Genomic DNA, 15252 nt, shown 5'->3' on the forward strand with positions numbered 1-15252 from the left:
TATCATTGCTAAACAAATAGTTATTAATCTAAACTTAAACGCAAATAAAATCGCTTATAAACCTACTATTTCTTTGAATAATTTTAGTAATATTAAAAAGCCAACTAATAATACTAGTAAATGATTAGAATTTAATCAAACTATGAGCGAAACAAAAAATATTGATTTAAAATCATTGTTAGACCCAACATTATTAATTTATACTATCAATGATTTAAATAGATACTATAAATCAAGTACAATATATTATGATTATGATATAGAAACAGAAGTTTATGTTCAAAATCAATTAACTACTAAATATAGTACTCAAGAAACATTTGCAAATCCTAAAACTATAAGTACATCAAAAGTAATTAACATATTAGATATTATTTTTTCTAATCAACATGAAGAATATACAACTAATAAATTTTGAGATACTATAATTTATGGACTTCCTTATTATCAAGCATGAGCTAATCCTTATTATGATTTTGATAAATCACAATATGTTTTAAACTCTTATCAATTTAAATTTTCAGAAGATTTTAGAGAAAGTTATACAACTATAAATAGTAAAGTAGTTTCTTTTGAAATTATTAATTCAAAAGGAATTTTAAATTGAGATATTTACTTAAATGTTTCATTAGGAAAAGTAGAAGGTGGAAATTATGAAAAAGTATTTAATAAAGTTGTTTTTGCTAATGCTTGAAGAGAAATTACAAGAGTAAATGCTAATATTACTAAAATTATATTAAATCCTAGATAATAATTGCTATACTTAAAAAGTATATATTTTTACAATTAAAGTTTACTTAAAGAAAGGATTTTTGCAAGTGCCAGTTTTAGATATAGTATTAATTTCAGTTATTGTATTATTATGTATTCCTATGTATTTACTATTTGTTTTTTTCGGATATATTTACTGTAAACAAAATAATTCATGGGGAGTAGTATTATTATTCATATCTTTAAATATAATCGGTTTAATTTTAGGTGTTTGTTTACTGTATAATAGTAAAAATAAATTACCTATACTAAAACCTATACCTAATGAACTAAATACTATTGAATAATAAAGTTACCTCAGGTAACTTTATTATTACTCTTTTTTGTGTGATATTAAATTAAGAAAGAATAATAGAAAAATATGAAAAAATTATTAATTATTTTAGGAGTAATAATTTTAGGTTTTACTACAAATTCAAGTGTGATTGCGTGCAAAAACAATAATATAGAACAATACGAAATAAACGATAAAGGAGAAATAATATACAATTTCCATGAAAAACAAATGTACATAATAGGATATTCATTAAATTACCAAGTATTAGAAAAAAAATTATATACAGAAAATTTGCCTTTAGATATAAGGATAAATACATTTATGGGTAATTATGCAGTTCTTAATATAAATGAAAATAAAGCTTGAGTAGAAAGAGGAGGAATAAAATTAATATATTTAAAATAAGAATAATAGGAGTCATTAAATGAATAATTATGTAAATACTAGTTTTGCAGAAAGTGGCGGAATTGCTATATTAATACTTTCTTTAATTGTTATTCTACCAATTTAAATAACATTAATTTATTTTGGAATAAAAATGTGTAATAAAAATAATGCTATTGGTATGATTTTATTATTTATTTCAATTAATATATTTGGTTTAGTTATTGGTTACGCATTACTTTATAATAGCAAAGATAATTCTATTGCCATGAAAAAGAGAGAAGAAAGATTAAAATTAAAGTTAAAAAAATTACAAGAAACTACAAAATCATAACTAATATTATATTTTTCATAAATTAAGTGAAAATAAACAGATTCAGTACTTTCGCTATAATATTTTATACTCTTTATTTTTAATAAATTCTTTAGATTTAATACCAAGAATTTGTATTTTTTTATTAAAAGGGTTATTGCTAATTAATATTTTTTTAACTATGATTCTTAAAATAATCAACAGTATCTTCTAAATCTTGTCGTAACTGTACTTTCAAGTCATCTAAACTACTAAATCGTAAATTATCACGTAATCAAGTCAAAAACTTAACCGTGATTACTTTATCATACAAGTTTTGATTAAAATTTAAAAGATAAGTCTCCACCAAAGGTACGTTATTACGCATCATAATGACTGTCATGCTTTGATATCACTTATCATCAACTTGGGTTACGGTTATATACGTAGCAACCCCAGGAAGCGCGTAATTAGTATTTAATTCTAAATTAGCAGTAGGAAACCCAATAGTACGCCCTTCTTTAATCCCGTGCACTACTTTCCCCGTAATATAATACTCATTAGGTGCTAAACATAAGTTAGCATTAATGATATCCTTATTTTGTAATAATTGTTTAACAAGTGTTGATGATACTTTATCATGATTTCCTACAAAAACATCATCGCATAAATAAACTTGTAATGATGATTGCTGTAACGTTTTAATCGTTCCTTGACCTTGATATCCAAACCGTACATTACGATTAATAATAACGCTCTTCACACCACATGATATTAATCATGCAATAAATTGTTGTGGTGATGTTCTTGATAATTCTTTAGTAAATTCAATTTCTAAGTAGTAATTAATCCCAAAATCATTAATACGTTTAATTTTATCTTCTTTAGATAATAAAACTTGATTAGCAATTTCATCAGTAACACTTTGTGGTTTTTCATTAAAACTAATAATACACGTTTCATAATTATTAGTTTTAGCAATTGTTATTAGTTTATTAAACAATGTTTGATGACCTTGGTGAATACCATCAAAAAATCCTCAACAAGCAATTAATGGTTTACTACTAAGAAGACTTTGAAAACTCAGATTTTTGATTTTCAAGTTTTGTGTTTTTGATATCTGAATTTTTATTTCTTTCATCGTGATGAAAACCTCGTTGACTAACATATATATTATTATTTTGATAACGATAAATAGCTAAGGGCTGATAATGAGAACTAACTACTAAGATGAATGGATCTTTAATAGTACCTTGGACAGTTAAGGGCTTACCATCAAGGATATCTTTGGTATTTTGCGCAATTATAATAGGCATAATTTCTTTAATTCCATCATAAATACTAATACAATTTTTAGCAACAGTTTCATGACTAATATTGTCTAAACTAATTGCATTTGCTAAATCAAAACCTGATTGTTGCGTTCTTCGTAAGTAAGTTAAGGTTGCTGAGGTATGTAAAATACGCGCAATATCACTAATTAAAGTACGAACATAAGTTCCTTTCGAACAAACAACTTCAAATGTAACAATGTCATTATTAATACTAATTAGTTTTAAAGACTTAATATGAATTTTACGTTTTGGTAATTCAACAGCAATATTGTTACGGGCATATTCATAAAGCCGTTTTCCGTCAACTTTAACAGCAGCATAAGCAGGAACAATTTGTTCATAAACACGGTTGTTGTAAAATTCTAAAGCATTAATAATTTCTGTTTCTTTAAACTTAATATGTGGTTTATTTTCAATAATTTTTCCAGTAATGTCACCCGTATCAGTTTTTAAAAATAATTGCATTTTAGCAATATATGTTTTATCACTTTTTAAAATAAAATCACTAAGTTTTGTTGCTTCATTAACAAGCACAACCATTAATCCTGTTGCTAATGGATCTAAAGTTCCAGTATGCCCGATTTTATCTAATTTTAATCTTTTTTTAATGATTGTCAAACAATCTTGTGATGTCATAAATGATGGTTTGTCCACTAATAATAAATAATCTTTTAACATTTTTTCACCTACTTTATTTCATTGTCCGTGGGTTCTTGATATTTTTCTACGTGCTTACAGTCGGGATAATTAGTACACCCCAGAAATTTGCGACTTTGCTTTGATGATTTAACTACCATTCACCCATTAGTACAAATATTACATGGTTTAATTTTAATTTGTTGTTTTTGGATATAACGACATTTAGGAAAGGTAGAACAACCATTAAACTTACCATATCTTCCTGTTCTTTGTACTAATGGTGCCCCACAAAGTGGACAGTCTTGGTCTAATAAAATGGGTTTAATTTTAAACTCAGTCATTTTAGCGAAAGCATCATCAATTTGTGGTTCAAACTTAGAATAGAAATCTTTGACCACTTGATGCATTTCAAAATTACCATGGGCAATTTGGTCTAACTGCATTTCAACTTGCGAAGTGTATGTTTCATTAATAATATCATAAAAAAATTCTTGTAGTTTATCGTTTGTTAACAAACCTTTTTCCGTAGCTTTAAATGCTTTATTTTCAATAATCACATACCCGCGTTCTTTAATTGTGTGCATAATAGGATTGTAAGTTGATGGACGACCAATTCCTAATTCTTCTAAGGTTTTAATTAACTTAGCTTCACTATAGCGGGGCTTGGGTTTAGTAAAGTGTTGCAGTGCATCAACTTTTTCCACTTGAATAATTTGTCCTTGTTCGAATTTTGGTAATTTTAAAGTTGTTTCATCATCAAGGCTTACTTCATCAAGTGTTAAAAAACCTTTAAATTTAATTTGTTGACCAGATATTTTAAATTGGTAATTATTATTATTAAATAAAACAGTGGTATTAATTAATTGAGCAGGTGCCATTAATGATGCTACAGCACGAAAGTAAATTAGGCTATAAAGTTTTAATTGGTCACGATTTAAATAAGGAGCAGCAGTTTTAATATCCATAGTTAAATCAGTTGGTCTAATGGCTTCGTGAGCGTCTTGAACATTTTTCTTATTGGTTTGTTCTTTAGTTTGACCAAGATAATCTTGACCATAAGTGCTAATAATCAACTCTTTAGCACTATCAATAAACTTAGGATTTAAACGAATAGAATCAGTACGAGGATAGCTAATGAAACCCGTTAAGTTACCATTAACATTAATTCCTTCATATAATTGTTGAGCAACTAATGTTGTTTTAGCAGTACTAAAATTTAATTGTGTTGAAGCAGCTTGTAATAAAGTACTAGTAGTGAATGGATTTAATGAATTACGTTTGCGATTTTGTTCAGTAATTGCTACTACTTCATAATTAGGTGACAATGCGTTTTTAATTTCTGTTGCTTGTTCTTCATTGTTAATTACTAATGGCTCATTGTTATATTTTTCACAATTTAAAACTAATTGATTTTGATAAGTTGCGGTAATTGTTCAAAATTCTTCACTAACAAAACTAGTAATTTCATGTTCACGAGTAGCAATTAATTTTAATGCTACTGATTGTACTCTTCCAGCACTGCGTGAACCAATTTTCTTTTGTAGTAAATTACTTAAACGAAAGCCAATAATTCTATCAACCATGCGCCGTGCTTCTTGACTACGAACTAATGGTAAATCAATTTCATGGGGAGATTTAAAAGCTTCTAAAATAGCATCTTTGGTAATTTCATTAAATGTTACTCGTGATGATTTACCAGAAGTTAATAAAACTTGGTCTAGATGATAAGCAATTGCTTCTCCTTCGCGGTCGTGGTCAGTTGCTAAATAGACATGATTCATGTTTTTGGATTTGGTTTTTAATTCTTTAACTTTAGGCATTTTTTTACGATCAGTTTTATAAATAGGTTCAAAGGTATCTAAGTCAATTCCTAAACCATATTGCCCTTTAATGGCTAAATTACGAATATGCCCATCTGAAGATAATACTAAATAGTCATCACCTAAATATGCTTGTACTGCTTTACTTTTAACTGGAGATTCCATAATTACTAATTTTGATGGCATCTTGTAACCTTCCTCTGTGTTTCACATTAGTTTTATTTAAAATAACTAGTTTGTAATATATATAAGTTTAACCTTAAAGTCAATATTTTTTTCTGAATATGCCTTTTTTATTTGATAATATGCTAATGTCTTTTATGATAATGACAAGTTTCACCTTTAAATCACATTTTCTTTACAACATTAATGCATGTTATAATGCTAGTAAGAAAGTATTTTTAAAGTGGAAAAAGATTATGAAAAAAATATTACATATATTTTTGACACTAATTTTTACTACTCCTTGGATAATTATCATAAATCAACAATAGATTTTTAATTTCCTGAATTATATAGATAAGTTATTACGATTTACGTCTACGGCGTTTAACAACAATAATGGGAATAATAATAGCAAATAAAATTAATAAAACAAAACCAATAACTATTCACATACAAATACGATTAACTTTTTTCTTATACTCATTTAGTTCTTGTGGATTAATGATTTCATAACCATAATAACTAATAATATTACGTTTACGAAATTTAAATAATACAAAATTAATGATATGAATAGTAAAAATAACGCCTAAAACAATTGTTAATGTAACAGCATCTTGAGTAAGTTTAGGTACTTGCACAGTTCAAGATTGAACAATAAATGTTAGTTTTTGTCCACTAATTAAAAACATAATACCAATAGCAATTCCTAAACAAATATAACTACTAATACAAACTCAATTTAAAATAATTAAATTAGTATGAATTTTATGGTAATTTCTAATAATAAAATTTGGTGGTAGTAATGAACCTTTTAAAGTTCTTTCAATGTATAAATCAACTTCTCTACGTAATGTTAAAAATTCAATAATATTTATTAAAACAATCGCTGCGCAAATAATGGTTAATGGAATCATAAGCACAGGATGAGGAATATACTTATGCTTAGCATTTCCAAAGAATAATCCAATAAAAGTAGATGTAACAACTAATGAAGCAAAACTAATTAGTAATAATAGTAACTGCTTTAACTTTTCTGATTTAATTTCACGACTAATTGGTTTAGGAATTTTAAAATTATTTTTAAAACTTACTAATGCCATAGTGCTAAATAAATGTGGTGGTTCGTAGTAGTTTGATTTTGGTGTAGTACTAAAACTTTCAGTATTTTTTGATTTTTCTTGTAATGAAACAATATATGAACTAGTTACTTGCAAATGTTTAGGTTCAGAAAAATTATTCACATCAGGTGCATCAATATTATTGTTGTTAATAGAAGGTGGTACAACATTATTAAAATAGGGATTAGCATTAGGCAATTTATCAGACTTATCAGCAGATGATAAATTTTCTTTTTGAATAAATAATTTACTAAATAATTTAGACTTTAATTTTGGCATAAATATCACCTACAATATAACTATTTAAAATATTTTTTTGTGCGTTTGGTTGCATGTTTAGTTGAATAAAACTTACGTTGAATTTTACTAATTTCATGTTCAATTTGCAAAATTTTATCTTCTACTTGATAATCCTTTTCTTCTAGACTTAAGTATCCTTTAATAGTCATTCTTTTACGTAAATACATAATTAATAAAATAGCTAATAAAATTAAAAAAATTATTAACGCCAATCCCCCAGCAACAGCCAAGAAATCTTGTACACGAATTCTAAAACCTAAAAAATTAATAATATTAGGATCATCAGCACTCATTGGTAATAACATTTTTAATCACCTCATATTTGCAATTAATATAACTATTCCATAATATATTATATTAATATTATAACAAAAACCCTTACTCTATTAACTATTATCTATTTAATGTATTATTAAAATTCATTAGTATTGTAAAAAAGAATATGTTTAATATTCTTTCTCATATGTTCAACCGTGTGAACGTAAATATTTAGGAATAACAAATTGGGCAAGTACTGCAATTACTAATCCAAGACAAGCTACTAATAAAATAATTGTATAATCAAGCGCTTGACGATTAATTAAAAATAAATCCTGTGGATCACGTTGTAACTCTAGAATAAAACGAATCATATTTCAACCAAAAAGGTACAATCCAATTTGAACGCCAGCATACATCATACGATAATGTTGCGGATTATTAATTTCATAAAGTATTTTGCTGACAGCACTACGGTGTTTTATTCTTTGTTTGTAATCATTAAATCAATGACCTGTAGTTTTGAGTTCAGGTATTTCTGCTAATGCTTTAGTAACAACATTCTCAGGAACTTTATTATAGTAATAGACATCATTTCACATTTTAGTTCATGTTAAACGATTAGCATCACGGTTTTTTTTACTTCAATATTTAGGATTAAATGTTGTAACTGTTCAATATTTAAAGTTTTGACCAAAGTTAAAACTATATTTATCTGGCTCAACTTTTCACGGTTTTTTACCAAATCATTTTCCAAGATTAGGAACCATGAAGGTAAGGGCTACTCATAATCCTAAATTACCAAGTGATTCATACAAGAACATAGGTGCACGATAAACAATATGACCACCTAACATTTCCGGAATACCATCAACTAATTTAAAACAGTTATCACGAATAAACGCTGGTAATCACGATAAAGAATCATAACTAACAGCTGAACCTAGTAACTCATGATTAAAAAAATTACCTCAACGACCTAAGATTTGACCTAATAAAATATTAGGGATAATACAGTCACCATAAATTCATAAAGAAATTTTATACCTACGACCAACGATATAAAAAATTACACCTCCAGCAATAATTCCAAATAAAACACCACCATGAATTGACAGACCACCATGTCAAAAAGCAAACTTACTTCAGAATGGCATAGGATTATTAGGGTCATCTTTCCCTAAAAAACTAGCACCAAATAAAGCTGCTGGAATAATAAAAACGATTGATCAAGTTAAAGAATCAGTAGGAACACGATAACGACGAAATTTAATTCATGAACCAATTATAGATGCAAAAATACCTGACATAATAGCAAAAGAATAAACATGGAACCATCCACCATACGTATCAGTAATGCCATGGGGTCCAACATAGTCTAGATTAAAAAACACAATATTACCTCATTTTCAAAAAATATTTGTCCTTAATAGAATACCATAACCAATTATCAATCACAAGGTAAATAAAAAACATTAGCATTTATCATACAGAAGGTTTATAATACTTTTATTTATTATAGGTAACTAATATCTTAAAACATTCCATAATAATAGACATAATAAAAATATTGTTTTTTTAATTAAAAGGAGATGCTAATTATGAAATCATTATTAAATATTTTAGCAATTACTATTATTTCTACTAATCTTACTACTTGTTCGTTTAATACCCCCCAAACTACATTTAATAATTCTCATCAGCCAAATCTTGGTGTTACCAATGGTACTGATGTTAAAACTGGCGATTATACTTGGCATGGTGCTGTCAAAACACAAACGGCACCTGACACCGCAATTGGTGCTGGTGGTGGAGTATTAATCCAAAAAATAATAACCAATGAGTAACAGAAGGTATTGTTAGTCATTGGTTATGATTGAGTAGCACCACTCCCTAGTCTTTATACTTTTGTTGGAGCATTTCACAAGTGAATTATAAGTACTATGAATAGCAATTAAATGTTCAAAAAGGTTCATATATGAATCTTTTTTACTTGTTAGTTTATCCTTCATCAATTTTCAAGATAACACGGAAAACTTAAAAATACTGTAATTAAAAAAAAGATTTGTCTTAAAATTCAATTAATATCACGATGATAACATATTGAGGTTTTAATTTCGTAAATCTTAACAAGATTTTTAAAAGAATGTATAATTAAAAGCATTACATGGACATGTTTAAATAATTACAAAGTTAAAGAAAGGAATTAGAAACTGGTTTATGGTACTAATTTAGGCATATAACATGGTTAACAACTAAGTAAAAAAGGAATTTAAAATTATGAATAACAATATTTCTGAAAAAAATATTATTTTATTAGAAAATATAATTTTAAAAATTATTGGTTTTGGTCTTGGTGGAGTTTTATATTTATGTGGAATTATTATTATGGCTACTCATATTTATTTAAAGTTACCTTATCCAGACTGATTAATTATAGGTTTAGTTTCTACAATAATTGGATTTATTTTAGTTATGACTCATACAATTTTTAATTTTGTTATTAAATTAATGAAAATTAAAAAGTAATATATGAACTTTTTTGTTTGTTGATTCTATTCTTCATCAATTTTCAAGACAGCACGAAAAGCTTCTGGTGGTAACTCGACATTACCAATTGCTTTCATTTTTTTCTTACCTTCTTTTTGTTTTTCTAATAACTTTCGTTTTCTTGTAATATCACCACCATAACATTTAGCAATAACATCTTTTCTTACTGCTTGCACAGTTGTTCGAGCAATAACTTTGTTATTAATAGCAGCTTGAATGGCAACTTCAAAATTTTGTTTAGGAATTAATTTCTTTAATTTTTCACATAAGATACGTCCTCTTTCATAAGCAAAATCTTTATGAACAATAATCGATAAAGCATCAACAATTGTTCCTGCTAATAAAATATCCATTTTTACTAGTTTACTTTCTTGATAACCAATTAATTCATAATCTAATGAAGCATAACCTTTAGAAATTGATTTTAATTTATCAAAGAAATTAATAACAGTTTCGTTTAATGGCAAATTGTATGTTAATGTTCTTCTTAAATTGTCAGTATACTCTAAATCTAAATATACTCCTCTTTTGTCTTGACATAACTGCATAATAGCACCAACATATTGCTCAGGGGTCATGATTTTTACTTTGACGAATGGTTCTTCAATCGATTTAATAGTTTGGGGGACAGGTCATTTTGCTGGATTATCAATAGTTAATTTATTACCATTAGTTAAATTCACTTCATAAATAACTGATGGTGAAGAAGAAATTAATGTTAAGTTGTATTCACGCTCTAAACGTTCCTGAATAACATCCATATGTAGTAATCCCAAGAAACCACAACGAAATCCAAATCCTAACGCTTGTGAAGTTTCGGGAATGAAAATTAATGCAGCATCTGATAATTGAACTTTATATAAAGCATCTTTTAATTCTTGATATTTATTAGTATCAATCGGATATAATCCACAATAAACCATTGGTTTTAGCGTTTTATACCCTGGTAATGGTTCAGAAGCAGGATTAGCCACATTAGTAACAGTATCACCAACATGAACATCACTAATAACCTTAATGGACGCACTAAATCATCCAACCTCACCAGCATATAATACTTGACGTTTCTCTTCTTTGGGTGTACGAACACCAAGCTCAGTAATTTCATACTCAGCATTAGAAGCCATCATACGAATTTTATCACCAATTTTAATCGTACCAGTTTTAATTCTTACAAAAGCCATTACTCCACGATAGGCATCATAAAAAGAATCAAAGATTAAAGCTTTTAAAGGTGCATTATCATCAGCATCTTGAGGATAAGGAATATGAGTAATAACGGCCTCTAAAACATCACGAATATTAATTCCAGTCTTAGCAGAAATTAATGGTGCATCATCAGCAGGTAAACCTAGTACTGATTCAATATCAGATTTTACTTTATCAGGGTCGGCACTTGGCAAATCAATTTTATTAATAACAGGAATGATTTCTAAGTTATTATCAATGGCTAAATAAACATTAGCTAAGGTTTGGGCTTCAATGCCTTGAGCTGCATCAACAACTAAAATTGCTCCTTCACAAGCTGCTAAACTACGTGATACTTCATAAGTAAAATCAACGTGACCTGGAGTATCAATTAAATGAAATAAATATTCATGGCCGTTTAAGGCTTGATAGTGTAATTGAACACTATTTAACTTAATAGTAATTCCACGTTCGCGTTCTAATTCCATTGAATCTAATAATTGGGCTTTCATATCACGAATCGCAACAGCACCTGTTAATTCCAGAATTCTATCTGCTAACGTTGACTTTCCATGATCAATGTGGGCAATAATGGAAAAATTTCTAATATATTTTTTATCAATACTCATAATATTATGTTTTCACCTATCTTTTTTAAGAATCTTTACTAACAATTAGTATATCAAAAAATATGAGAAAAAGATAAGTTTGTGGAAGCAAATATTTTGAGAAACTCTTATTCATTGACAACCATTGGTTGTGCTTTTTTCAAATAATTAAATTCTTCATCATTTCATAAAAAATTATTACTACGTGATTTAATGCGACTTAATTGTCAATACAACATAATGCCAATGACATATGATAATCCACATTGCACACAATCAACTAATAATTCAATAATGGCTAATGCTGAGCCATAGACAACTCAAGTATATAAAGGATAAATGATAATGATGGGTAATAATGCTAAAAAGAATGTTCAAAAACAAGAGTATCAATGTTTACTCATAAATATTCTAATAATGATAAACATTAAAATTCTAATAACAACTGTCGCTGGTAGCATAGTAAAAGAAAAATTACTGGCAATCATCAAGTCAGTTAAAAATCCAGCAACAATTCCAGAAATTAAAAGCATTGGTCCTGGGATAAAAGCAGTTAAAGCAACTAATAGTCCATCAAATAATTGAATGATACCGCCGTTTAAAGACATAGCAATTCATTTTCCAACAATTCAGTATGAAGCAAAACCAAAAATAGCTAGTAAAGCACTAACTAATGCTGTTGTGCTACAGTATTTAATGGAACGAAAACGATACATAATAGTTTTCCTTTCTTAGGTTTAATTACTAATTATGACTTTAGTATATCAAAAAATATGAGAAAAAGATAACTCCTTAACTAATGGTTTTTAATTAAATTTTAAACCAATAGCAATAACATTGGTTTTAGAACCAAAATAAAATTTGGCATCTAAGGGATTTTTACCTGCTGATTGAATTATTTTAATAATAATATTATTAGAAATTGTAGCAACAATAATTCCTAATTTGTTAATTGCAATAATTGTTCCTGCTGGTAGTGTTGATTTTTCATTAGTAACTTCAACTTGGTGAATTTTATAAATAACATCATTCAAAATTGTATAAGCAATTGGTACATCATATAAACCACGGACATGACATGAAATTAAATGAGCACTTTGTTGTCAATTAATTTTTTCATCTTTACGAAGAATATTAAAACCAAAAGTAACTTTATCTTCATCTTGTGGTTTTGGGATTAGGGTATTATTAACAATAGGTAATAAATTAAATACTAACATCTTTTGGGCTATGACAATTAATTTATTAGTTAAAGAGACATACGTATCATCATTAGTAATTGCTACTGAATCTTGGATGTAAATATCACCAGCATCCATTTTGCTAATCATATCCATTAAAGTGATTCCTGTACTAGTTAAACCTTTAATAATGGCTCATTGAATGGGAGCACCACCACGTAATGCTGGTAATAATGAAGCATGGATATTTAAACATTTTTGTTTTGGTAAATTTAAGATAGGTTTGGGTAGAAATTGACCATAAGCACAAGTAATAATTACATCAACATTTAATTGTGTTAATGACTGTAAACTATCAATAATTTTTTCTGGTTGAAAAACGGGAATATTAGCAGATATTGCTAACTGTTTAATGGGTAATTCTACTAAAATTTGTTTACGACCAATCTTACGATCTGGTTGGCAAACAACACCTACCACTTCAACTTCATTATTCATGGTTGTTAATAAAGTTGTTAATATTTTTTGCGAAAAAAAGGTAGTTCCCATAAATAAAACTCTAATTTTTGACATGACTGTTGCTCCTTTATTTATTCTCATAACTTTTATTATCACTATTTATTTGAGTTTTTAACTCTAAGTTTTCTGCTTGTAGTTTTTGATTTAATTCTAATAGTTCATGATTTTGCTTTTCTAAAGTTGTAATTTTATTATAAAATTCTAAGTTTATACTTTTGTCAAATATTTCTTTGTACTCCATTTCTATTATTTTTCTAAAAAACACACGATCAGAATTTACAGAAACTATTTTACTCAATCCTAATTTCCTTTCATAATTGACAAAGTATAAAATATGGTATATTATACTCATATATATGAGTATAACTAATGTTATGCAAGGGGGTATAGCCCTCGAGTTCTCCTAATCAAAAATGATTAGGTGTTTTTTATTTAAAATAATGGACGTATGAGATTAACCCTTAGAATTATGAGTAACATTAACAATATAACTGCAAATTCTATGATTTGTTAATTAAATTATACCATAAATTTTTAAACATTATAAAAAATATAATTAAAAAATTACATTTAAATAACACAAAAATCCTAATCTTAAAATTAGGTTTTAAAAATATGAAATTTTTACTTATTAAGTACTATTAATATAACTTCTATGTATTTAAATAATTTGCTTTTGCTATTAACATATTATTTAATGTTTGATAATGATATATTTTTGCTCCATTAGTTAAAGATTTTAAAAAATGATATACATCACTTTCTGCAGAACATCCAATATTTCAATCAGCATTTTGATTAATAATTCCTTGTTCATTATTTTTAAAATAATTATAAGTTTTTTTAGTAACTTTATTATGATTATTTTCTAAAATAGTAATTAATCCATTATAATTACCATTTGAAAAAGTAGTTGTTACATCAATATATTTTGTTCAATCAAATGCTTTCTTTTGATGTTTACCACGAACATTAACAAAAGATTTTCATAAATAACTATAAGCATGATATTTATCTAAAATATAATAACAACCCAATCAACTAGCCATTGCTCTAATTCATAATGCACCATCACCAGCAACTACTAAATTATAATTATTATATTCTCAATTAATAGCAAATATATTTAATTTAATATCATAATGATTATTAATAGTTTGCATTGTAAAATTATGTAATTCTTCTTGTTTTGGTGCATTATTAGTTTTAAATAACATAAATGAAGTTATTTTCTTGTCTAATTTATTTCTATATGAATAAATTTCTTTTTTTCCAAGATTAAAAGTTAAAAGTCTACAACAATATTGCTGTTTTAAACCATTTTCATCTCAACAAGTTATATAAGCATCATCTGCACATATATTTAATTTTTCATTATCTAATACTTTAAATTTTTTTCTGGTATTAATTTTTCAATTTTTACATTTTTAAAAATTCTTGAAATAAGATTTTTAGAAAAAGAAGTATATTTAAATTCTGATTGAATATTAAAATAACCTTTTTTACTTATTAAATTTTGAATTAAATTATCTAATATTTCAAAATATAAATCATTAGTAATTCTTGCTCTTTTTTTAATACCAAATTCTTCATAAATTGGATAATAATGTTTTTTATTTATTTTATCTCAATAAACTCTTTGTTTAAAAGTTCCTATTCCAATTGGAGTATTTACTGTTCTATTACATGTTCAAGCAACTTTATATTGATTTTTATTAATATTACTTAAATTATTAGTCATTTTCTATTTCTCCTTCTACTTTCATTTTTTAACTCTTTTAAATCTATTATCTAAATGTACTTCAATATTTTTACTAGGATTAACTATTAAATGACTATTCATAA

Annotated in this window: 17 protein-coding genes; 5 read left to right on the plus strand and 12 right to left on the minus strand. The window is 26.5% G+C overall.

Features of this window, described 5'->3' with window-relative positions; all coding sequences use genetic code 4:
* The 3 genes from RDJ14_RS00955 to RDJ14_RS00965 form a co-directional block, all read left to right on the plus strand.
* Positions 1–751 (plus strand): hypothetical protein (locus RDJ14_RS00955; RefSeq protein ID WP_308149494.1); only part of this gene is annotated, 751 nt, incomplete at its 5' end.
* 381 nt (positions 752–1132) lie between these two features.
* Positions 1133–1453 (plus strand): lipoprotein, encoded by a 321-nt coding sequence (locus RDJ14_RS00960; RefSeq protein ID WP_308149495.1) that lies wholly within the window; start codon positions 1133–1135, stop codon positions 1451–1453.
* A gap of 133 nt (positions 1454–1586) precedes the next feature.
* The gene (locus RDJ14_RS00965; RefSeq protein WP_308149496.1) at positions 1587–1766 is read left to right on the plus strand and encodes a hypothetical protein; all 180 of its coding nucleotides are present in this window, start codon (positions 1587–1589) and stop codon (positions 1764–1766) included.
* A gap of 154 nt (positions 1767–1920) precedes the next feature.
* Here the strand turns inward: RDJ14_RS00965 and ribF are convergent, their stop codons facing one another.
* From ribF to RDJ14_RS00995, 6 genes are all read right to left on the minus strand, one after another.
* Positions 1921–2865 carry a riboflavin biosynthesis protein RibF gene (gene ribF / locus RDJ14_RS00970; protein ID WP_308149497.1) on the minus strand — a complete coding sequence of 315 codons (945 nt, stop codon included), beginning with the start codon at positions 2863–2865 and terminating at the stop codon, positions 1921–1923.
* Positions 2789–3736 carry a tRNA pseudouridine(55) synthase TruB gene (truB, locus tag RDJ14_RS00975; protein WP_308149498.1) on the minus strand — a complete coding sequence of 316 codons (948 nt, stop codon included), beginning with the start codon at positions 3734–3736 and terminating at the stop codon, positions 2789–2791. Before truB ends, ribF begins: the two co-directional genes overlap by 77 nt.
* An 8-nt stretch (positions 3737–3744) precedes the next feature.
* On the minus strand, positions 3745–5703 hold the full coding sequence (topA, locus tag RDJ14_RS00980; protein WP_308149499.1) for a type I DNA topoisomerase: 1959 nt from the start codon (positions 5701–5703) through the stop codon (positions 3745–3747).
* Positions 5704–6044: 341 nt separating this feature from the next.
* Positions 6045–7082, minus strand: a complete 1038-nt coding sequence (locus tag RDJ14_RS00985) for an MSC_0882 family membrane protein (RefSeq protein ID WP_308149500.1) — start codon at positions 7080–7082, stop codon at positions 6045–6047.
* A 20-nt stretch (positions 7083–7102) separates the two neighbouring features.
* Positions 7103–7408 carry a hypothetical protein gene (locus tag RDJ14_RS00990; protein WP_308149501.1) on the minus strand — a complete coding sequence of 102 codons (306 nt, stop codon included), beginning with the start codon at positions 7406–7408 and terminating at the stop codon, positions 7103–7105.
* 141 nt (positions 7409–7549) lie between these two features.
* Positions 7550–8755 (minus strand): prolipoprotein diacylglyceryl transferase family protein, encoded by a 1206-nt coding sequence (locus RDJ14_RS00995; RefSeq protein WP_308149502.1) that lies wholly within the window; start codon positions 8753–8755, stop codon positions 7550–7552.
* Between the two features lie 207 nt (positions 8756–8962).
* On the opposite strand from RDJ14_RS00995, the gene RDJ14_RS01000 reads away from it, so the two are divergent.
* Positions 8963–9208: a hypothetical protein gene (locus RDJ14_RS01000; protein ID WP_308149503.1), complete on the plus strand. Its 246-nt coding sequence runs from the start codon at positions 8963–8965 to the stop codon at positions 9206–9208.
* 433 nt (positions 9209–9641) lie between these two features.
* Positions 9642–9890: a hypothetical protein gene (locus RDJ14_RS01005; protein ID WP_308149504.1), complete on the plus strand. Its 249-nt coding sequence runs from the start codon at positions 9642–9644 to the stop codon at positions 9888–9890.
* A 26-nt stretch (positions 9891–9916) separates the two neighbouring features.
* Here RDJ14_RS01005 and lepA read toward each other — a convergent pair whose 3' ends face one another.
* The 6 genes from lepA to RDJ14_RS01035 all read right to left on the minus strand — a co-directional run bounded on the left by lepA (position 9917) and on the right by RDJ14_RS01035 (position 15148).
* Positions 9917–11728, minus strand: a complete 1812-nt coding sequence (lepA, locus tag RDJ14_RS01010) for a translation elongation factor 4 (protein WP_308149505.1) — start codon at positions 11726–11728, stop codon at positions 9917–9919.
* 107 nt (positions 11729–11835) lie between these two features.
* Positions 11836–12423 carry a hypothetical protein gene (locus tag RDJ14_RS01015; protein ID WP_308149506.1) on the minus strand — a complete coding sequence of 196 codons (588 nt, stop codon included), beginning with the start codon at positions 12421–12423 and terminating at the stop codon, positions 11836–11838.
* Between the two features lie 90 nt (positions 12424–12513).
* Positions 12514–13461 carry a methionyl-tRNA formyltransferase gene (gene fmt / locus RDJ14_RS01020; protein WP_308149507.1) on the minus strand — a complete coding sequence of 316 codons (948 nt, stop codon included), beginning with the start codon at positions 13459–13461 and terminating at the stop codon, positions 12514–12516.
* A 13-nt stretch (positions 13462–13474) separates the two neighbouring features.
* On the minus strand, positions 13475–13705 hold the full coding sequence (locus tag RDJ14_RS01025; RefSeq protein ID WP_308149508.1) for a hypothetical protein: 231 nt from the start codon (positions 13703–13705) through the stop codon (positions 13475–13477).
* Positions 13706–14060: 355 nt separating this feature from the next.
* The gene (locus RDJ14_RS01030) at positions 14061–14624 is read right to left on the minus strand and encodes a hypothetical protein (protein ID WP_308149509.1); all 564 of its coding nucleotides are present in this window, start codon (positions 14622–14624) and stop codon (positions 14061–14063) included.
* Positions 14625–14785: 161 nt separating this feature from the next.
* A complete protein-coding gene (locus RDJ14_RS01035; protein WP_308149510.1) occupies positions 14786–15148 on the minus strand; it encodes a UPF0236 family transposase-like protein in 363 nt (120 codons plus the stop codon).
* Positions 15149–15252: the final 104 nt, after the last annotated feature.

This window comes from Spiroplasma sp. AdecLV25b (assembly GCF_030913225.1).
Classification (GTDB): Bacteria; Bacillota_I; Bacilli_A; order Mycoplasmatales; family VBWQ01; genus Spiroplasma_E.